The organism is Luteibacter sp. P4_E6 (genome assembly GCF_056401535.1).
This window is the reverse complement of the sequence record NZ_JBFUJE010000036.1, coordinates 1-19508: the sequence shown is the minus strand read 5'-3', so window position 1 is coordinate 19508 and position 19508 is coordinate 1. Positions and strand designations below refer to the sequence as shown.

Below are 19508 nucleotides of genomic sequence, written 5' to 3'. Positions count from 1 at the left end.
CCCCTCGTGCGTGCGGAGGCCCGAGAGGAAGCCATCTTTCTCCACGACGGAAGACAAGCGACGGATCGACTCGTCCAGCGAGAGGTCGGTCGGAAAGGCGGCCGGAGAGTCGCCAAAGAGGAGTTGTGCGATGCGCATGGTGTCTGAATCCTTATGAGCACGAACGAGCGAGAACGCTGATCACGATGAGGGCCCCGAGCACCACGAGAGTTGCCACGGGACTCGACCTCCTTCGTGGTCTGTACTCYTTGGCCGGCCGTGCCTGTGCAGGCGGCACGGGATGCGATTGCAGCCACTTCGTATGGCAGGCCCCACAGAAGAAGTGAGTCTTCTCGTTACGCCACGCTTCAATCGTGCGCTGGTTGTGCGGCGTGAGTGCCTTACAGCGCCAGCAGTTGAAAAACGTGTCCTTGGGTTGCCTTCGAGACGAAGTTCCACGCGCATACACAATCACCACGAGGAAGACGATCCCCAGGATCACGCCAACGATGTCTTTAGCCGACAAACCATCCATTGAGCCTTCTCCCGTCCGTTCGAGCACCCTAGAAAGTCTTGCCAAGTCCGAGCGAAAAGATAATCGGCACGACGATCCTGTAGGTCGTCTCGTCTTTTCCCCGCGGGCAAGCGGACGTGTCGAAGCGACAGCCCTTGGACCGGGCGAGCGTCACCGAGTCGAGGACGGACGATCCGCTGGTTCTTTACAGATGCATCTCGACAGCTTCTCGTCGTCGAGACCCCTGGACAGGAGTGCGCGGCGCGCCTGAGCGAGGCCATCGGCGTGCCTGCGTGACATATCCATAACGATGTACCCCCTGATCCCTGGCCAGCATTACACCGCATGGCTGCAAGGCTTGCCAAGGCCCGGCCAGGCGACAGCCCCACCGAAAGAAAACGACCGCTTACGCGGGCGTTCTCAGCTAACCAGGTGTCGTTACCGATCCAGTCAAACGCTAATGAAAGCCCGCTCGAAACTCGCCGATAAGCGCCTGCCCGACATCGGTCGAATCGGTGCCCCTGGCCCGAACCATGTCTAGCGCTAGCGCGTCCATGAGTCGAGAGTCCGCAAGTAGCGATGCCAGGCGCTCATGGGACGCGCCGGAACAGAGCCCTGCAACATCCCGCCCAAGCAGTCTGGGTGATGCCCGGTCCAGATCGAATTCGACCGCACCCAGGAGTTCAATGGCTTCGCCAAACAGTCTCTCGTGGTTGCCTGCGTCTCCATATTGACGAAGTATGAGGGCTAAATCGAAGGCGTCTTTGTTCGTTGTGGTTCGGCGATCAACCCATGCGAAGTACTTGAGCAAGGTGAGGCCGGGCAAGGTCACCACGTGAAAATTTAAGTCCGACGCAAGCCCAACTAACTCAGCAGCTCTCGCCGCATCTTCGTAACCAGCCACGTTCATTTCGATGTCGTCGTTCTTTGGCCAGCGAAAAACCTCGCCGCCGACCCCCGCTCCGTAGGGGACGACATCGACACTCCGAGAAGGCAGTGTGTCCGAGTAGCGGAATAAGATGCGGTGGGCCATAGATTTGTCCATGGTGAACCTGGGGTCGTCAGTCAACGCCCGCGCCACGTTTTCGAATGCTTCCCAATTGGGTACGGCCAAAGCGAAGTCCATGTCCTCAGTGGCCCTGCGAGCAGGAATGTCGTGCAGGAACGTAAGCATGATGTCCCGCGCCGTTGCCCCCACGAGCATGACGGGTACATTCAACGCGTGTGCACTTGAGTTTACGGCTCTGAGAATATCGAGACTTAGCGGGTCGAGGGGGCGATCTTTCGGCAACTTACGCATGATGAAGATGACGTTCCCTGAGTTCGTCGGCTGCTTCGGCGGCTCGCGGATCCAGAAGCGCGAGCAGATCTGCATAAATCAATAACGATGGTACGAGTCCGCGTGCCGTCTGCTCGTTGTCGAAGCTCCAGAACGATTCGACAATCTCGATTGTGCCCTCGTGGTCGGCGCGGAGTTTGTGTTGCTGGACAAGCCCTGCGATGGCCGTCTTGTCCCAGTGTCGCTTCGTGTAGAGCGTCGCTGTAATCGGCTTCAAGTGTCCGTCTAGAATAGCGGCTGCTACTTCGCCGCCCCACAAGAAATCACCCCGAAAGCTTGTCGCTCGCTGCCACCAGTTCGCTACGGTTTCTGGGGCGCTGAACCGCTGTGTTTTGAGTCGAGGCTTCAGTTTGTGGGTGTAATTGGCTGCCCATTCTTCCTGAAGACGAGGCAGGTCCAGAAAGTGGCGTCGCTTGTTGCCGTCGCGTTGCGAAACGAGCCCTCGTAATTCGAGATCGTTGAAGATCCAGCCGACTGAGCCGAGGGAAATTCCTGAGACGCTGACCAGTTCCCTGTACGACGCCCCCAGCAGTTCGGGCTTGCAGATCAGGGCAAAGATGAGGCGGAGCGATCCATAGCTGGTGCCACCGCGGTAATCGGTCGGTACGCCTGGCGCGTCATCAGGTAGCTTGTTGCCTTTGACGAACACGAAGAGACCCTTGTCCTCGAGGTAGCAGTTTCCCGTCGCATCGATGACATTCAGTCCGATCTGTCGGCACTGGTCCAGCATGTTGGCGGACATGCGATGCGTGACCAAGAGGGGCAAAGCGGTTGACCGAACGGCGTCCAGTTGGGACTTCACCTGCAAGAGCATGGATGTCCTGTCGACCCGCGACTTGCATTCGGCAATGAAACGCCTGTGCCCGTCCGGAAGATCCAGATCCAGGAATGCGTCGGTTCTGTAGCCCTTCTGGGCAACACTCGTCGCCTCGGCAGCGACTACCGAGAAGTCGAGGCCGGTCGTCACCCGGACTGCGGCAACGGCACAATGGATGAGCTCATCTTCATTCATGGGGCGGCTCCGTGTTCAATAATTAATTATGTTCACGTAACGCGAACAGAGTAAAGAACTGAACAGACGGGGTTGACGTCTGAAAGATGCCTGAAAAAAATAAGTTATTGATAGTTCGATAAATTTCATGGGGCCAAAAGAAAACGCCCGCTTGCGCGGGCGTTTTCGTCTAACCAGATGTCAAAACCAATCAATCGATATCGAGGAACGACCGCAGGGTCTCCGAGCGGCTCGGGTGACGCAGCTTGCGCAGGGCCTTGGCTTCGATCTGACGGATGCGCTCGCGGGTGACGTCGAACTGCTKGCCGACTTCTTCSAGCGTGTGRTCSGTGTTCATGYCGATGCCGAAGCGCATGCGCAGTACCTTGGCTTCACGCGGGGTGAGACCAGCGAGCACGTCGCGCACGGTTTCCATGAGACCCGTTTCGGTCGCCGACTCGACAGGCGAGCTGGCGTTGGTGTCTTCGATGAAGTCGCCAAGATGCGAATCTTCGTCGTCGCCGATCGGGGTTTCCATGGAGATCGGTTCCTTCGCGATCTTCAGGACCTTGCGGATCTTGTCTTCCGGCATCTCCATTTCCTTGGCCAGTTCTTCCGGCGTCGGCTCGCGGCCGAACTGCTGGAGCATCTGGCGGGAGATGCGGTTGAGCTTGTTGATCGTTTCGATCATGTGCACCGGAATACGGATGGTGCGAGCCTGATCGGCGATCGAGCGGGTGATGGCCTGACGGATCCACCACGTCGCGTACGTCGAGAACTTGTAGCCGCGGCGATATTCGAACTTGTCCACGGCCTTCATCAGGCCGATGTTGCCTTCCTGGATGAGGTCGAGAAACTGCAGGCCGCGGTTGGTGTACTTCTTCGCGATGGAGATGACCAGGCGCAGGTTGGCCTCGACCATTTCCTTCTTGGCGCGACGGGCTTTCGCCTCGCCGACGGACATGGCGCGATTGATTTCCTTGATGTCGGTCAGCGGCAGGTACAGGGTGCGCTCGATAGCGGCGAGCTTCTCCTGTTCACCGTCGATCACTTCACGGTAGTTCTTGATGTTCGGCGACCACTTCTGGCGCTTGCGGCCCAGTTCGGCGGCCCACTCGAGGTTGCCTTCGTTCGACGGGAAGCTCTTGAGGAACTCCGCACGCGGCATCTTCACCTGCTTGACGAAGATGTCCATGAGCACGCGCTCGTGGTGACGGATGTCGTTCACCACTTCGCGCAGCTTGCGCACGAAGCTGTCGATCAGCGCCGACGGGAGCTTCAGGTTGAGGAAGGCTTCCGACATCTGCTCGCGGATCTTGGCGAGCTTCTTGTCGTTGATCTCGGCCTTGGGCGCAGTCTTCTGGAACTTGCCATGGAGCGAGCGCAGCTCTTCCATGCGGCGCTTCACTTCTTCCGGATCGGGGCCGGTCGGACCGGCTTCCTCTTCCTCGGCGACCGGCGCGCCCTCGACTTCTTCCTCTTCCTCGCCATCGGCTTCGGCGGCGGCAGCTTCGGCGGCCTCGGCGGCTTCAGCCTTGGCGGCGTCCGCGGCTTCCTCGAGGTCGGTGAAGCCAGCCAGGATTTCGCTCAGGCGGCGCTTGCCTTCCACGTGCTGGTCGTATTCCTCGAGCAGCAGCTGGATGGTGAGGGGGAAGCYGGCCAGCGCGGTCTGGACCTGGTTGAGGCCTTCCTCGATGCGCTTGGCGATSGCRATTTCGCCTTCGCGSGWCAGMAGCTCGACGGWACCCATYTCGCGCAKRTACATGCGCACGGGATCCGTCGTGCGGCCGACTTCGGCGTCGACGGCCGACAGCAGGGCCACGGCTTCTTCAGCGGCGGATTCGTCATCCGTGCTGGAACCCGGCGCAGCGCCGTCGGAAATGGTGTCGGTGTCGGGCGCGGAATCATGCACCTCGATGCCGACGCCCTTGAGCACCGCCATGATGTCTTCGATCTGCTCCGGATCGACGATGTCGTCGGGCAGGTGATCGTTGATTTCCGCGTAGGTCAGGTAGCCCTGCTCCAAACCCTTGGAGATGAGCTGTTTGATTTCAGACTGCTGCTCGTGAGCTTTATTAGTCATGCCGACCGCCGCGGGTTACAGGAACCGATCAGTATAGTCATTTGATGATTTTTTGACCAGTTTTCAAGTGGATCGGGCTCATCGAGGGGACGCAAGAATCGCGCCATATGGCCGTTTCCGGCCGGGCGTCAGCGTCGCGATGAGGAGGAAAAGGGCCATGGACCCTCGTAAGGACGCCTCAGCGCACCTCCAGGCGGAAGGTGACCGGACCGTCGTTGATGAGATGTACCTTCATATGGGCACCGAAGCGTCCGATTTCCACCCCCGGGCCGTGGGCGGCGCGGGCCAGCTCGACCAGGCGGTCGTACCAGCGGCTCGCTTCGGCCGGGGGCGCGGCCGTGGTGAAGCTGGGGCGCATGCCCTTGCGCGTATCCGCGGCGAGGGTGAACTGGCTGACCAGGAGCAGGCYGCCCTCGGTATCGGCAAGGCTGAGGTTCATTTTCCCCTCGCTGTCGGAGAACACACGGTAACCGCGAAGGCGCTCGAGCATGCGGACGCACTGGGCTTCACCGTCGCCCGGCTCGACCGCGACCAGCGCGAGCAGGCCGGCGCCGATGGCACCCACGGTTTCTCCCTCGACATCGACACGTGCGGACTCCACACGCTGGATCACTGCAATCATGGGAAGGCTAACGGCGGATGGCGGCCAAGCTTAAAGGAGGCTGGCACGCGGCGGTACACTTCTCCGGATGCGTCCCGATATCTACCTCCTTTACCTCCTGCTCCGGCTGGTCAGCCTTCTTTCGCTGCGGACCGTGCACTCGGTCGGCGCCTGGATGGGCCGGCGTGCGTTGCGTGCCCACTCGCACAGCACCCATGTCACCGCCGTGAACCTGCGCCTGACCCGTCCCGAACTGACTGACGCTGAACGGGCCGCGCTCCTGGAAGAGACGATGGAAGAGGCCGGTAAGTCGGTGACCGAGGTCGCCGCCATCTGGGGCGCCGGTGCCGACCGTTCGCTCGGTCTGGTCCGCGAGGTCGTGGGGGGGGAACTGTTCGACGCCGCGCTGGCGTCGGGCAAGGGCGTGATCATCGCCGCCCCCCATCTCGGCTGCTGGGAGTTACTCAATTACTGGCTCTGCAGCAAGACCCCCATGGCTATTCTTTACCGGCCGCCACGTATCGAGGCGATCGAAGGGCTGCTCAGGAAGGTACGCGGCAAGCTCGCGCCGGAGCAGGTGCGGGCCGAAGGTGCCGGGGTCCGCACGCTGTTCAAGCGTCTTGCCGCCGGGGGCACCGTTGGCATCCTGCCGGACCAGCGGCCGCGCGAAGGCGAGGGTGTGTTCGCGCCTTTCTTCGGCGAGGAAGCCTTAACCATGGTGCTCTTGCCAAGGCTGGCGGCGCGCACGGGCGCCACGGTGCTATTCAGCTTCGCCGAGCGCTTGCCCGAGGGCGCCGGGTTCCGCATCCACGTCCTGCCGGCTCCTGAAGGAATCGACAGTACCGACCTCGGCGTGGCCTGCGCCGCGCTCAATCGCGGTGTGCAGCAGTGTGCTGAACGCGCCTTCACGCAGTACCAGTGGCACTACAAGCGCTTCAACGCGTCCGGTCGCAATCCGTACTGGATCAATCGTTCCGCGAAAGGCGCTTGAGGAAGACGGTCATCTCCTTGGCCGCCTGCATATCGCCGCGGCCCGTCGCCGCGGTAATGCCCTGCCGCCAGGCCTCCGCGGCGCCAGCCTCGTCGTCCTTCGCCAGCAGCGCCTTGCCCAGCAGTTTCCAGGCCGCGGAATAGGCGGGATCGAAGCCCAGCGCTTCGCGGAAGGCGGTGGCAGCCTCGGCATAGGCGCCATCGCCCAGATGCGCGTTGCCGATGGAGAAGCGCAACAAGGCCCCGTCGCGAACGCCGCCGATCTGGGCGCGTAATCGTTCAACGAGGGGGTCGGTCATCGCGCCGCGGTCCGCGTGCGCCAGTAATCCTGCGGATAAAGCAGCGTCGCCTGCTTCGGCTCGGGCGGCACACGGTCCATGTGCAGCGCGTTCAGCGTGGCGGCGTCCCAGATTATCAGCCAGCTAGTGCGCGAAGGCTGGATCAGCCGGGCGAAGCGGAAGGCATTGGCCGGCGGATGCTTGGCGTAGGTCACCACGAGGCCGTCGGGATGATGTCTGGCGAAGTCGTCGAGGCTGTCGCCGTCATGGACGGCGGCGTCATCATCGTCGTCATCGTTCTGCGCCGCGGCGCCGGGCAGTTCGTTGAGGCGCGCGATGGGGTGCATCAAGCGGCCGGCAAAGTGATATTGGCCGTTGTACTCGGTACCCAGATTGCCGATGGGGTGGCCGGCCGCGTCGGCCTGGGCCAGGAAGGCCGACGCTGGCGCGAGATCGTAGCGATACCACAGGCCCAGGGTGAACAAGGCATTGAGCGATACCGTGCCGATCAGTCCGGCGAAGGCCAGCCGGCGCATTTCGCCGCGGCCACGAAGCAGGAGCAAGGCCCCGAGGACGACGAAGATCACCCCGAAGAAGCGCGAGAAGGGCGCCATACCCATCAGCCAGATGTTGTCGGGGAAGCGCGTCGGCACCACCGCCGGCATCACGAACAGGACGATGGCAAGCAGGAAGGCGCCGAGCGATAGCGGCCACGTGCCGAGGGCGTAGCTCGAAGCGAGTCCCTTGTGGCGTTCGCGCAGGTCGGCCACGGCGGCCGCCACCAGCATGGTCACGCCAGCCAGCTCGGGGAGCAGGTAGTAGAGCTGCTTGCCACCGATCAGCGAGAAGGTCAGCAGGGCAGGCAGCAACCAGGCGACGAGGAATTGCAGGCCCGACTCGAGCGGCTGGCGCACCAGCGCCACGAACAGGGGAACCAGCACCAGCACCAGCAGGATCCGGTCCACCACCCGGCGGATCTGGTCCGCGTGTGCGTCAACCGGCGGGACCGCTGCTGAAACCAGCAACAGGAGCAAGGCGACGCCGGCGACAACCAGCGCCGCAACCACACCCACGCGCCAGGGGCGGCGGAACAGCGTCATCGGCAACGCCACGATGCCGCGCAGCCAGCCGCTCAGCGGAAACACGATGACCGGCAGGTAGATCAGGTAGTACCAGGCCGGCCGCGCATGATTCTGCAGGCCTTGGGTACGTTCAGACACCACGCGTCCGGCGGTCTGCGTGAAGAACAGGCGCTGGCGATACGCTTCGCCGCCGGCTTGGCCGGCGGGAATCGCCCAGGCCAGCAGGATGGCGAAGCCCAGCAACAGGCCGAGCACGCCGAAACCGTACCAGCGCGCGCGGTTGTCGCGTGCCCAGGTGTTCCACAGCGGTCCGAGCAGGAACGGGAACAGAACGTGCACCACCATCACCGGCCCCTTGGTCAGCAGGCCGAGGCCGACCATCAGGCCGAACAGCCACCAACGTGGCTCGGCGCGGGTGGTCGTGGGGGTGAGGCAGAGCAGGGCCGCCAGCACCCAGACCACGAGGAGCACCTCGTACATGATCTGCAGGCCGAACAGGAAGGCATACGCAAAGGCCATCAACAGCCACGGCGTGGCTTTGGCGACCCAGGGGCGGGTGGGAAACAGCCGGCTGGCGAGGACGGACGCCAGCACCAACTGCGCGCCGCCAAAGATCACTTCGAGGATTCGCGGCCATACGTCGTTGACGCCGAAGACGGCCCAGCCCGCATGGATCATCCAGAACAGCAGGGGGACTTTCTCGCTATACGGATCGCCGTTGATGTGCGGCACCAGCCAATGGCCGTGCGCCCACATCTCCCATGCCACGGCGAGGGTCCGCGTGGAGAACATCGGCATCGGGCCGTGGGAGAAGATGGCGAGCAGGGCCATCACCGACCACAGCGGCAGCCAGGGCCAGAGGGCACGAAGATGTTCCGAGCGGATATAGGCGCTATTGGACAAGGGCGTCGTCACCGTTGAAGGATCATGAATTCTAAACGTACGGTCAGGGGAATGGCTGACTCCACTCCTACCGCCCCGGTCGTCGCCAGAACGTGGACGCCCCGGCCGGTCAGGCCGGGCCCCAATAGCCGATGCGTCGTCGGATCTTCAGTTTGCGCCACAGATTGAGGGGCTTACGCCGCCGGTTACGCCCGCCTTCGGCAATGAACTGGTCGATCGCATCGAGCACCCGCTCGCTGGATTTGCCGTCGCGGTAGGGGTGGATGCTGGCTCCGAAGTCGTCGATGGCCTTCATCAGCTCAGGCGAACGGGCCAGTGCGCGCTCGATGGCCGGTTCGAATTGCTCCGGGGCGTCGATGTCGATCAGCTGCGGACCGGGCGCCCGGTTCTTGAAGGTCACCACCGGTTTGCCGGTGAGCAGGAACTCACTCAGCGCCGACGAGGTGTCCGAGCACATCATGTCCGCCTGGCCGAACAGGTCGAGGATATTGTCGTCGTCGGCGAAGCGCAGATGCTCGTTCGCCAGTGCGCGGTACTTGGCCGTGGTTTCCGGGTTCATCTTCGGGTGGAAGGTGACGATGAAGCGGTAGCGGCCGTCGCGCGAGAGCTCACGGACCTTGTCGTAGAGGATCTCCGCGGCGCTCCACGAAGGCGAGAACGTGGAGTGATAGAGGATGACTGGCGGCTGGCGCAGCGGAGGTACCGGTCGCGCGCCCATCTCGCCCATGAAGGGGTCGAGCTTGGGCCAGCCGGTTTCCTTCACCGCAAAATGGCCCATCTGCGCGGCGATGTCGCCAAAGGCCTTCGTGTCCTTCGGACCGGTGGTGCAGTAAAGGTCGAAGAAACCGCGGATATAAATGTGCCGGGGCTTGCCGGCATTGAAGCCGTGGAAGGTCTCCACCTTCACGCCCGGAAAGAAATGCGGCACGGCATTGCTCGAGGTGACCACCGCGATCGGATTGAACCGGCGCACTTCTTCCGTCGTGCGCAGCCAGGTCTCGCCGGCCACCAGGTCTTCGCCGCCGGGGCCGTCGAAGAACCACGCCGCCTCGTCGCCGCGTGCACGGATGGCGTCCTGCAGCGGGCGCAGGATAGCCAGCGCGTAGCGCTCCGAGCCGTAGAGGAGGTAGTGCTTCTTCATGTGGAGGTTTCCGAGCCACGGTCCAGGCCGTGACGGTGCAGGGCCGTGGCGGCGGATTCACGCGAGGCAGGGTTGTGCCGCATTTCGTAGTAACGCATGCGCTTGTAAACCGCGTAGCTGGCGGCGGTCTGGGCGATGATGAATCCGCGCCAGCCGTCGAACATCGCGAGGCGGAAGACATAATCCTTGATGAAGGCGAGCATGAAGACAAACGGCGTCTGCCACATGCGCGGCGACTTGCCTTTGTCGGACCAGYCGCGGCACTTCAGTTCGGAATAACGCAGCACCTTCAGCTGTTTCTCGACCAGGCTGGGGTTGTTCACGTGGTCGAACGGGGCGCGAAGCGTACGTGCGGGGCCGTCGAAACGCAGCGACTCGTGCACGCGCGCATCCGTCCAGCGGGCGCGACCGCGGTGCCACAGGCGAGCCATCTTCTCGCCCATCGCCGGGCGGTACCAGCGCATCGGTGCGCCCATGTAGATGGTGCGTCGGCGCAGGAAGGCCGCAGCGTCCGCACTGGCCTGGAGGGCGGGCAAGGCCGCTTCCAGCTCGGCGGCGAGCTCCGGCGAGAGGAATTCGTCGGCATCCAGGGCAAGCAGCCAGTCGTGGCTGGCCTGGGTGGTGGCGAAGTTTCGTTGCGGCCCGAAGCCGAGCCAGTCCTGGTGAACCACGCGCGCCCCGTGCGCCTGTGCGATCGCCACGGTGTCGTCGGTGCTGCCGCTGTCGACAACCACCTTTTCGGCCGCAAACGGCACGCTGTCCAGGCAGCGGGCGATCGTATGCGCCTCGTTATAGGTGATCACTACAAGGGTCAGGGGGAGGCTCGCCATCGGGAAAGTCTAACCGAATCGCCCGCGGGCCCGGACCGGGCAGGGTTAAGGCGTTCCCGTTATCCTTTGCCTCCATGCGTATGACCGTCGCCATCATCACCTACAACTGGCCCGCCGCTCTCGAGCGCGTGCTCGAATCGCTGGCCCGGCAGACCCGCCTGCCCGACGAGGTCATCGTTACCGATGATGGTTCGACCGACGAGACGCGTCGCGTTATCGAGCGGGTGGCCGCGACGTTCCCGGTGCGACTGGTGCACCTCTGGCAACCCGACGACGGTGCGCGCATGAGCCGCGCGCGCAATCGCGCCATCGCCGCCGCCTCGGGCGATTACATCATCATCCTGGACGGCGACATGGTGGCCGAGCCGCATTTCGTCGCCGACCACGAAGCCTTCGCGGCACGGGGCTGCTACGTGCAAGGTTCGCGCGTCCTCAGCGACGAAGCCTTGACCCGCCGCATGCTCGCCGACGAATCCGTCCGCGCCACGTTTTTCACGCCGGGCATCGAGCGTCGTCGCCATACCTTGCGCATGCCGTGGCTGGCGCGCTGGTACGCGAAACCAAGCCAGAAAACGCGCGGCATCAAGAGCTGCAACATGGGCTTCTGGCGCGAGGACCTGCTTGCGCTGAACGGGTTCAACGAAGGAATGACCGGTTGGGGCCGTGAGGATACCGAGCTGGTCACGCGTGCGTTCCATGCCGGTCTGCAGCGTCGTGACCTGCGCTTCAGCGCCCTCGCCACGCACCTGTACCACCGCACACGGAAGAACATCGTCGATAACCCGAACGACCGCATCCTCGACGAAACGCGACGGCTCGGCCYGGTTCGGTGTGAGATCGGTGTGGACCAGCATCTGGCGGAGTTCGCTACGCCGCCACCGGACGCACGCCCCGATTCAGCGTGAAGCGTCCAGCGCCGCACCCAGGCGCGCGGTGAAGCTAGCCTCGTTGTCGAGGTACCAGCGACGCGCATTGGCGCCGAGCGTCTCCCGCTCCGCGGCGGACATAGCGATCGCACGTTCCACCGCTTTCTCGAGCGCGGATTCGTCGAACTGCCACGTGCGTGCGAGGTGGAAGGCCTCGCCTTCGGTCGCCCGCACGGGCAAGCCGCGGCTGGCGTCGATCATCTGGTTCATCGGCGCGCCATCGCAGCTCAGTACGACGGCGGCACAGCTCATCGCCTCGACCAGGTAGTGGCCCCAGCCTTCGGTTTGCGACAGGCACAGGTGAAACGCGCACGCGTTCTGCAGGCGGCGCACCTCGGCATCCGGCAGGTGTTCGCGCACGATGCGCACGTTGGTCGCGCCGCCTTCATCTTCGGCCGTGGGGCCACCGCGAAGCACGGTGAGCATGGGCCACTCCGGGTGGCGCTTCCACACCTCGATCAGCCGTGTCGTTCCTTTAAGCTGGCTCGAGCCCGCGGCGTGGAGAAACCCGCTGGCATCCCGCGGGACCGTGGCGTCGTAACGGTCGCGGCTGCGAAAGCCGACTTCCAGCGCGCGCAGGCCAAGGTCGGTGAAGATCCGTGTGGCCTCGTGGGTCTTGGTCAGCAGGGCGTCATATCGCTCCAGGTAGCGCCGGCCGCGCGCCGATACCCATTCCGGATTGGGCATCAGCAGGTTGCGGCGCGCCAGTCCGAAACTCGCGGGGCGCACATGTTCGAGCGAGAGGTTGATGTCGAAACGGGGGGCGCCCAACAGCATGCGCAAGCGCATGCTGCGAAGTTTCCAGGCACCGTCATGCCGGCGCGAGCCCAGGCGGGAAACGGTGACCTCGTGACCGAGCTCGCGCAGGGCGTCTTCGACGACGCGGATGTCGTGGGATAGGCCGCGCTGGTTGTCCCAGGCGAGCAGGTGAATGCGCACGGTCAGGCGCTCGCGAGGGCGTCGCGTCGTCCGGCCGACGGCAGTGCCGTGGCCATGACGAAGCCGAGCACGAGGAACAGGAAGAACGAATGCGGCATGGCCCGGTAGAACACGTTGTCGGTCATGGCCGAAAGCACGTACATCGTGACCACTGCGAGGCCGGCCGTGGCCAGGGTCGCCACCCATTCGTCCCGGTCACCGAGGCGACGGACAAAGTGGACCGCCGGCAGGGCGAACAGGAGCAGCACGATGATCAGCGACGGTATGCCACCGGTGGCTGCCGCCTCCAGGTATTCGTTGTGCGGATGGTCATATTTGGCGATGGCCTGGTTGGCTTCGCCATCGGCGATGCGGGCGCGGGTGTACGCGCCGAACTGATCCACGCCGACGCCCGCGATGGGATGCTCGCTGAACGCGTCCCAGGCGGACTGCCACATCGCCATGCGCTCGCGAACCGCGCCGACGTTGTTGTCCTTGCTGAAGGTGGACATCTCGCTGCTGACCTGGCTGAACCGCTGGATCACCTGGTGGTCCAGCGCGGTCGTGGTGGTCGCGACCCCGACGACCAGCACGCCTACGAAGATCAGCGCACCACGCCACTGCCCGGTACGGCGCACGTGCACCGCGATGACAATGAGCAGGGAAGGTATGAAGGCCAGCATCGGGCCGCGGCTCTGGGTCAGGATCGCCCCGTAGACGCCCACGGCGATGGCGATGGCGTGCAACCAGCGCTCGCCTGCCACGATCCGTGGCTCCATCAACCGGATAATCGAGAACAGGGTCATGCACAGCGTGACCATGGTGAACTCGATGGCGCTCCACTCGCCGCCGTTGATTCCGTAAGCGCGTTCCACGCCCATGAGGTGGTGCTGGACGATGCACGATCCACCGAGCACAAGCGTGGTCACCGCGAAGAACGTCCAGATGCCGCGCCAATGCAGGCGCCCGGTAAATGCCGCTGCGGTGACGAGGAACACCAGGGTCTGCGCGGGAAGGTCGAGCTCGTTCCAGCCCAGGTGGTGGAAGCCGATATTGAAAACGGCATAGGCGAAACGCAGCAGGCAAATGGCGACGATCGTCCACGCCACCCGGTAGCGCAGACGGGTGTCCGCGCGCGACACCAGCAGGAAGGCGCCCGTGATCACCAACGCCAGGATCGGCAAGGCCTTGGCCTTCCAGGGAACGGACACGGCAATCGGAATGATCGCCACGAGAGCGCTCAGGAGAAGCGTTCGCCAGGAACGTGTCGGATCAGCGGCCGAAGTGGCTGCAGTCATGCATAACTTCCATGCGAATTACCTGAGATGTTACATCACCGCTTACGCAGCAAGGCGTAGTACATGCCGTCGAGATCGCCTTCGCCCGGGAGAATCTGCCAGCCGATACCGGCGGCACGACCCGCTTGCAGTGCTAACGGCATGACATCCACATCAGTCCGGCTGGCGACGAACGCTCCGACGACGCCTTCGTTCTCGGCGCGGAGGATGGAACAGGTCACGTAAAGCAGACGGCCGCCAGGGACCAGCAGGTCCCAGCAGGCGGCCAGGATGCGTTCCTGCTGGGCGATCAGCGTGGGAATATCCGCGCCGCGTCGATGCAGGCGGACGTCCGGCCGGCGGCGGATAACGCCTGTCGCCGAGCACGGCGCATCGATCATGATCCGGTCGAACGACTTGCCGTCCCACCAGCCGGAGGCATCTCCCGCGTCGCCCACGATCACCTCAGCCCGCAGGCCGAGGCGCTCGAGGTTCTGGCGTATCCGCGGGACCCGCTTCGCTTCGGATTCGACGGCGACCAGGCGGACATTCGCCCGCTCCAGTGCGTGGCAGGCCTTGCCGCCAGGCGCGGCGCAGGCATCGAGCACACGCTGGCCATCGGCAAGGTCGAGAAGATCCGCAGGTACCTGGGCGGCGCCGTCCTGAACCGCGAAGTCGCCTTGAGTAAAGCCGGGAAGGCGGGTGACTTCGGTACTGTGCGGCAATACCAGGGCATCGGCCAGCCAGGGATGAAGTTCGACCGTGAGGCCGGCGCCCGTCAGGCGGCCGATGACTTCCTCGCGGGTCGCGCGGTTGCGATTGACGCGAAGCATCAGTGGCGGCTCCTGGTTCGCCGCCGCCATGATCTCTTCCGCCTGGCCGGGCCAGTCGCGGGCAATCGCGTCGGCGAGCCAGGCGGGGTGCGCATGACGCGTCGCCGGCGTGGCATCCAGCGCCACATTCAGGGTCTCGCGTTCGCGCTGCCAGCGCCGCAGTACCGCATTGACCAGCCCTGCAAGCCGCGGGCGGCGCAATTCGCGCACGGCCTCCACCGTGGCCGCGACGGCGGCATAGGCCGGCAACTCGAGTACTTCCAGCTGGATCAGTCCGATGACGAGGAGCGCGTGGATCACCGGATCGTTGCGCCGGATCGACTTGTCCAGAAGCTGGTCGATCGCTGCGTCGAATCGTGGCCACCAGCGCGCACCCTCATTGAGCAGGGCGGTGAGCAGTGCGCGATCGCGTGAGTCGGGGAGGCGGGGAAAGGCGCGATCGGCCACCTCGCGTAGCGAGTGGCCCCGCAAGGCGATGTCGGCCAGTGCTTCGGCGGCCAGGGCGCGAACCGAAATCGGCTTATTCACGAGGCAGCCTGCTTCAGTTCCGGCCGGGCGTTGAGGTAGTCGGCAGCGCCAATCGGGCGTCCGCCGGGGCGCTGCACGGTCGTGAGGCGCAGCGTGCCACCGGCGCAGGCGATGTCGATGCCGTCGCGGGTCGCGGCCACGACCTGGCCCGGCTCGGCGCCGGACGCAAGATCGAGTGCGCGTGCCGACCAGACGCGGAGGCGCTCACCGGCGACGTCGGCCTCGGCAACCGGCCACGGGTTGAACGCCCGTACCTTTCGCTCGAGGGCGATGGCCGGAAGCTGGAAATCCAGCCGGGCCTCGGCCTTGTCGAGTTTGTGGGCGTACTCGACGCCCGCTTCGGCCTGGATGCGTGGGGCCAGCGTTTCGCCGGCCATGATGCGGCGAAGACCCTCCGCAAGGGCGTCCGCGCCCAGGAAGGAAAGACGGTCGTGCAGGCTGCCGCCGGTTTCGTCAGCGGCAATGGCGGTACGGCGCTCGATGAGGACGGGGCCCGTATCCAGGCCCGCTTCCATCTGCATGAGATCGACACCGGACTCGTCGTCACCGGCCAGGATGGCCCGCTGGATCGGAGCGGCCCCGCGCCAGCGCGGCAGCAGGGAGGCGTGCACGTTCCAGCAGCCGAGCCGGGGAATGGCGAGCACCTTGCGCGGCAGGATCAGGCCATACGCCACCACGACCATCAGGTCGGGCGCATACGCGGCCAGGCGATCGCGATCGGCTTCCGCCTTGAACGACGCCGGCTGCTCCACGGGGATGCCGGCGGCAAGCGCCGCCGCCTTGACCGGGCTGGCGGCAAGCTTGCGCCCGCGTCCGGCCGGGCGATCGGGCTGGGTGTAGACGGCCACGACCTCGGCGCCGCTGGCGCGGCAGGCTTCAAGGCAGGCGACGGAGAAGTCGGGCGTTCCGGCGAACACCACGCGCAGGGGACGCACCGGCGCGCTCAGGCGCTTGCCTTGCGCTGCTTGTCCATCCGCTTCAGGAGCATGCCGCGTTTGAGCGGCGAGAGGTAGTCGACGAAGACCTTGCCGGCGAGGTGATCCATCTCGTGCTGGATGCAGACAGCCAGGGGGCCCTCCACATCCACCATGATCTCGGCGCCCGAGGCGTCCTGCGCACGGACCTTGACGTGCAGCGCGCGGGTCACATCGGCGTAGATGCCCGGGAACGACAGGCAGCCTTCCTGGTAGACCTGCTGGCCGTCCTTCTCGAGGATTTCGGGATTGATCAGCACCATGGGCTGGTCGCGGTCGTCGCTCATGTCCGCGACCAGGACGCGCTTGTGCACGTTCACCTGGGTGGCGGCCAGGCCGACGCCATTGGCGGCGTACATGGTTTCGTACATGTCGGCCACGAACTGCTTCAGTTCGTCGTCGAACACGGTGACCGGGGCGGCGACGGTGCGCAGGCGCGGGTCGGGAAATTCCAGGATGGGTAGGGTGGACACGGTGTCACCTTGAACGTTTACGGGCCACTGTGGCGCGTCTTGCCTGGAAAAATGCGGGCAAGTCGGCGAAATCCAAGCAGCGCGACCCTGTAGGATGGCCCCGTATTCTACGCGCGCACCAGGGGCCGGGCGAGCATCCGGACGTATTGTGCCCGTTAACGATTCAGTTACACTCGCGACAGCACCGGGGAAGGGGGAAATCCCGCATGATCAAGAAGTTCGCCATGCTGCTGGGCGGCATGTTTTTTACCGTGGCCGTTTATGCCGCCGCGGCCCAGCTCCGTCCCAATCACCCGGACACCTATACGGTGCGCAAGGGCGACACGCTGTGGGACATTTCGGCGCGCTTTCTGAGCAAGCCATGGCTCTGGCCGGAAATCTGGCAGGCCAACCCGCAGGTCCAGAACCCGCACCTGATCTACCCGGGTGACGTGCTCAACCTTTCCATGAACGGTAGCGGCAACCCGCATCTCGGCCTCCAGCCGCGGGTGCGTACCGAGGGCGACGCCGTCACGGCCATCCCGCTTGCCGACCTGCGTATGTTCCTGAAGGAAATGCGTGTCATGGACGCCGACGCGGTCGAGCAATCGCCGTACCTGATCGGGTTCGAGGAAAACCATCTCCGCGGCACGCCCGGCTACAAGATCTACGCCAAGAACCTCGATTCGGCGGCGCCGGGTCAGCGTTGGGCGATCGTACGGCCGACCAACCGCTTCCGTGACCACGGTGGCGACACCGGCAACATCGACAATGTCGGCAATCGTGAGCACGGTTCGTTCGTGGCCGACGAGCTCGACAGCGACGCCTCCATGGCGCCGGGTCCGTGGCGCGAGGATACGGCCCACGACACCCACAACGGCCGGGGCACCGACCAGGGCGTCGAGGTCTCCGTCATCGGTACCGCCGAGGTCATCGCCACCAACGGCGAGGTTGCCAGCCTGATCCTGGTCGATTCGACCCTCGAGGTCCGCAAGGGCGATCGCCTGATGCAGGTCGACGACAAGCCGTACGACCCGTATTTCTACCCGCATGCGCCCAAGGCCATGCCGGCGGATCCCCGGGTGATCGGCTATACGGACGCGCTCAATGGTGTCGGCAGCCGTCAGGTGGTCTCGATTTCCGCAGGTACGGCGGACGGCATCGACAACGGCACGACGTTCACCGTGATGTCCCAGGGCGACAAGATCCCCGATGAAGTGTCCGGCAACTACAATCGCCGCGATACCTCGCCCAAGGTGCAGCTGCCCGACGAATACGGCGGTCATGTCATGGTCTTCCGTACGTTCGACCACRTCAGCTACGCCCTGGTCATGGACGCGCTGCGTCCGCTCAAGAAGGGCGACAAGCTCACCCTTCCCGAGTGACGTGCTCGGCCTGTGCCTACCTGTAGTGGGGGCGGGCTTGCTGGCAACGACGATGAAACGGCCGCCTCCTGGGCGGCCGTTTCCACTTCCGCGGGCAGCGGGTCGGGCCTCTACACTGGCCGGATGATCGATTCCGACGACCTCCGTGAGTGGCTGATCCTCCTGCGTACCCCGGGCATGAATGCCCGTCGCCTGCGCGAGGGCCTGGTGAGCCGGGGCGGTGCCGTCCCTTTGCTGCGCTGGCTGGTTCAGCACGGGGGCTCGCTCACCGCCGAAGGGCGTGGATGGATCGCCGCGCCCGACGAGGCCACCCTCGCGCGCGATCTCGCCTGGCTGGCAGCTGACGACCAGCGTCTGTTGCTGTGCACAGACGAGGATTTCCCGCCGCAACTGGAGGCTATCCCCGATCCGCCGGCCGCCCTCTTCGTCAAAGGCGACGCGTCGCTGCTCCTGCGCCCGCAGGTCGCCATCGTGGGGGCCCGCCGGGCCCAGGCGCCAGGCCTTGCCAACGCAAGGCGCTTTGCCGAAGCGCTGGCCGTGGGTGGCCTTCTGGTCACCAGCGGCATGGCCGACGGCGTCGACGGAGCTGCCCACGAGGCGGCACTGGACGCCGGCGAGCCCACCATCGCGGTCATCGGTACCGGTCCGGATCGGGTCTATCCGCCCAAGCACCACGCGCTGGCACAGCGAATCGCCGCTCATGGCGCCATCGTGAGCGAATACCCGCCGGGGGTGGCGTCACAGCCGCAGCACTTTCCACAGCGCAACCGGATCATCGCCGGCCTCAGCCTGGGCGTCCTGGTCATCGAGGCGGGGTTGCGCTCGGGCTCGTTGATTACCGCCCGGGTTGCGGGGGAGCAGGGCCGCGAGGTATTCGCCCTGCCGGGCTCCATTCACAATGCGTTGGCCGAAGGCTGTCACGCTCTGATCGCTGAAGGCGCCCGTCTGGTCCAGCGCGCCGATGAGATTCTAGGCGTGCTGGGCCCTGCAGCGGTCGAGCTGGGCGCCGAACTGCGGGCCCGGCTAGCGGGCTCCGAGGCCGGTCCGGCAGTCGGACGGCGCAAGACTGGCCCCTTCGACTGGCGCCAGGATGACGAATATCGCCGCCTTCTCGACGCCATGGGTTACGATCCCGCCTCTTTGGACGCCCTGATCGGTACGACGGGCTTCACCGCTGGCGCACTGTCTTCGATGCTTCTGATGCTTGAGCTCGAGGGCGAGGTTGCCTCCCTGCCCGGGAACCGCTATCAGCGTGTGGTCTGATCGCCGACGCTTGACAGCCGTCACGGCGATATGTTTCCAACTAAATATATACATACGCTGGGGTTCACTCGCCCCGACGGACTTCGGAACCGACTAACGCATGGCTAAGAACCTCCTCATCGTCGAATCGCCGGCCAAGGCCAAGACGATCAACAAGTACCTGGGGCCCGACTTCCAGGTGCTGGCGTCGTATGGCCACGTGCGCGACCTGCGACCGAAGG

At 64.7% G+C, this 19508-nt stretch carries 18 protein-coding genes; 5 read left to right on the top strand and 13 right to left on the bottom strand.

What is annotated here, in order from left to right; all coding sequences use genetic code 11:
• Window positions 1-950 precede the first annotated feature (950 nt).
• From AC1DT2_RS04385 to dtd, 4 genes are all read right to left on the bottom strand, one after another.
• Window positions 951-1793: a nucleotidyl transferase AbiEii/AbiGii toxin family protein gene (locus AC1DT2_RS04385; RefSeq protein WP_477294632.1), complete on the bottom strand. Its 843-nt coding sequence runs from the start codon at window positions 1791-1793 to the stop codon at window positions 951-953.
• Window positions 1786-2844 (bottom strand): type IV toxin-antitoxin system AbiEi family antitoxin, encoded by a 1059-nt coding sequence (locus AC1DT2_RS04380; protein WP_477294630.1) that lies wholly within the window; start codon window positions 2842-2844, stop codon window positions 1786-1788. The genes AC1DT2_RS04385 and AC1DT2_RS04380 overlap by 8 nt, the downstream gene beginning before the upstream one ends.
• 190 nt (window positions 2845-3034) lie before the next feature.
• Window positions 3035-4906: an RNA polymerase sigma factor RpoD gene (gene rpoD / locus AC1DT2_RS04375; protein WP_477294628.1), complete on the bottom strand. Its 1872-nt coding sequence runs from the start codon at window positions 4904-4906 to the stop codon at window positions 3035-3037.
• Window positions 4907-5084: 178 nt separating this feature from the next.
• The gene (gene dtd / locus AC1DT2_RS04370; protein WP_477294626.1) at window positions 5085-5528 is read right to left on the bottom strand and encodes a D-aminoacyl-tRNA deacylase; all 444 of its coding nucleotides are present in this window, start codon (window positions 5526-5528) and stop codon (window positions 5085-5087) included.
• Between the two features lie 67 nt (window positions 5529-5595).
• Here dtd and AC1DT2_RS04365 point away from each other — a divergent pair, with 67 nt between their 5' ends.
• Window positions 5596-6498: an LpxL/LpxP family acyltransferase gene (locus AC1DT2_RS04365; RefSeq protein WP_477294624.1), complete on the top strand. Its 903-nt coding sequence runs from the start codon at window positions 5596-5598 to the stop codon at window positions 6496-6498.
• Here AC1DT2_RS04365 and AC1DT2_RS04360 read toward each other — a convergent pair.
• The 4 genes from AC1DT2_RS04360 to AC1DT2_RS04345 form a co-directional block, all read right to left on the bottom strand.
• Entirely contained in the window at window positions 6473-6796 is a 324-nt protein-coding gene (locus AC1DT2_RS04360; protein WP_477294622.1) for a tetratricopeptide repeat protein, read from the bottom strand. The two genes, AC1DT2_RS04365 and AC1DT2_RS04360, sit on opposite strands and share 26 nt — an antisense overlap.
• Window positions 6793-8760, bottom strand: a complete 1968-nt coding sequence (locus AC1DT2_RS04355) for an ArnT family glycosyltransferase (RefSeq protein ID WP_477294638.1) — start codon at window positions 8758-8760, stop codon at window positions 6793-6795. Before AC1DT2_RS04355 ends, AC1DT2_RS04360 begins: the two co-directional genes overlap by 4 nt.
• Before the next feature lie 109 nt (window positions 8761-8869).
• The gene (locus tag AC1DT2_RS04350; protein WP_063573644.1) at window positions 8870-9901 is read right to left on the bottom strand and encodes a CDP-glycerol glycerophosphotransferase family protein; all 1032 of its coding nucleotides are present in this window, start codon (window positions 9899-9901) and stop codon (window positions 8870-8872) included.
• Window positions 9898-10731 carry a glycosyltransferase family 2 protein gene (locus AC1DT2_RS04345; protein ID WP_477294620.1) on the bottom strand — a complete coding sequence of 278 codons (834 nt, stop codon included), beginning with the start codon at window positions 10729-10731 and terminating at the stop codon, window positions 9898-9900. Before AC1DT2_RS04345 ends, AC1DT2_RS04350 begins: the two co-directional genes overlap by 4 nt.
• Window positions 10732-10805: 74 nt before the next feature.
• Here AC1DT2_RS04345 and AC1DT2_RS04340 point away from each other — a divergent pair, with 74 nt between their 5' ends.
• Window positions 10806-11636 carry a glycosyltransferase family 2 protein gene (locus tag AC1DT2_RS04340; protein WP_477294618.1) on the top strand — a complete coding sequence of 277 codons (831 nt, stop codon included), beginning with the start codon at window positions 10806-10808 and terminating at the stop codon, window positions 11634-11636.
• On the opposite strand, the gene AC1DT2_RS04335 is transcribed toward AC1DT2_RS04340, so the two are convergent.
• Genes AC1DT2_RS04335 through def form a run of 5 tightly spaced genes read right to left on the bottom strand, consistent with a single transcriptional unit; the run spans window position 11628 to window position 16660 of the window.
• Complete coding sequence (locus AC1DT2_RS04335; RefSeq protein ID WP_477294616.1) at window positions 11628-12596, bottom strand: glycosyltransferase family protein; 969 nt, start codon at window positions 12594-12596, stop codon at window positions 11628-11630. The two genes, AC1DT2_RS04340 and AC1DT2_RS04335, sit on opposite strands and share 9 nt — an antisense overlap.
• A gap of 2 nt (window positions 12597-12598) precedes the next feature.
• A complete protein-coding gene (locus AC1DT2_RS04330; RefSeq protein ID WP_477294614.1) occupies window positions 12599-13873 on the bottom strand; it encodes an O-antigen ligase family protein in 1275 nt (424 codons plus the stop codon).
• A 35-nt stretch (window positions 13874-13908) separates the two neighbouring features.
• Window positions 13909-15213, bottom strand: coding sequence for a 16S rRNA (cytosine(967)-C(5))-methyltransferase RsmB (gene rsmB, locus AC1DT2_RS04325; protein ID WP_477294612.1), 1305 nt, complete (start codon window positions 15211-15213; stop codon window positions 13909-13911).
• On the bottom strand, window positions 15210-16139 hold the full coding sequence (fmt, locus tag AC1DT2_RS04320) for a methionyl-tRNA formyltransferase (RefSeq protein ID WP_477294636.1): 930 nt from the start codon (window positions 16137-16139) through the stop codon (window positions 15210-15212). Before fmt ends, rsmB begins: the two co-directional genes overlap by 4 nt.
• A gap of 17 nt (window positions 16140-16156) precedes the next feature.
• Window positions 16157-16660: a peptide deformylase gene (gene def, locus AC1DT2_RS04315; RefSeq protein WP_063574272.1), complete on the bottom strand. Its 504-nt coding sequence runs from the start codon at window positions 16658-16660 to the stop codon at window positions 16157-16159.
• A 206-nt stretch (window positions 16661-16866) separates the two neighbouring features.
• Here def and AC1DT2_RS04310 point away from each other — a divergent pair, with 206 nt between their 5' ends.
• The 3 genes from AC1DT2_RS04310 to AC1DT2_RS04300 form a co-directional block, all read left to right on the top strand.
• Window positions 16867-18024: a LysM peptidoglycan-binding domain-containing protein gene (locus tag AC1DT2_RS04310; RefSeq protein ID WP_477294609.1), complete on the top strand. Its 1158-nt coding sequence runs from the start codon at window positions 16867-16869 to the stop codon at window positions 18022-18024.
• A 123-nt stretch (window positions 18025-18147) separates the two neighbouring features.
• Window positions 18148-19287: a DNA-processing protein DprA gene (dprA, locus tag AC1DT2_RS04305; RefSeq protein ID WP_477294607.1), complete on the top strand. Its 1140-nt coding sequence runs from the start codon at window positions 18148-18150 to the stop codon at window positions 19285-19287.
• A 100-nt stretch (window positions 19288-19387) separates the two neighbouring features.
• A partial coding sequence (locus tag AC1DT2_RS04300; RefSeq protein ID WP_477294634.1) for a toprim domain-containing protein occupies window positions 19388-19508 on the top strand: 121 nt, incomplete at its 3' end.

Bases quoted from the DNA above. Each gene is read 5' to 3' on its own strand.
- AC1DT2_RS04385 (WP_477294632.1), bottom strand. From the start codon at position 1,793: ATGCGTAAGTTGCCGAAAGATCGCCCCCTCGACCCGCTAAGTCTCGAT.
- AC1DT2_RS04380 (WP_477294630.1), bottom strand. From the start codon at position 2,844: ATGAATGAAGATGAGCTCATCCATTGTGCCGTTGCCGCAGTCCGGGTG.
- AC1DT2_RS04365 (WP_477294624.1), top strand. From the start codon at position 5,596: ATGCGTCCCGATATCTACCTCCTTTACCTCCTGCTCCGGCTGGTCAGC.
- AC1DT2_RS04360 (WP_477294622.1), bottom strand. From the start codon at position 6,796: ATGACCGACCCCCTCGTTGAACGATTACGCGCCCAGATCGGCGGCGTT.
- AC1DT2_RS04350 (WP_063573644.1), bottom strand. From the start codon at position 9,901: ATGAAGAAGCACTACCTCCTCTACGGCTCGGAGCGCTACGCGCTGGCT.
- AC1DT2_RS04330 (WP_477294614.1), bottom strand. From the start codon at position 13,873: ATGACTGCAGCCACTTCGGCCGCTGATCCGACACGTTCCTGGCGAACG.
- dprA (WP_477294607.1), top strand. From the start codon at position 18,148: ATGATCGATTCCGACGACCTCCGTGAGTGGCTGATCCTCCTGCGTACC.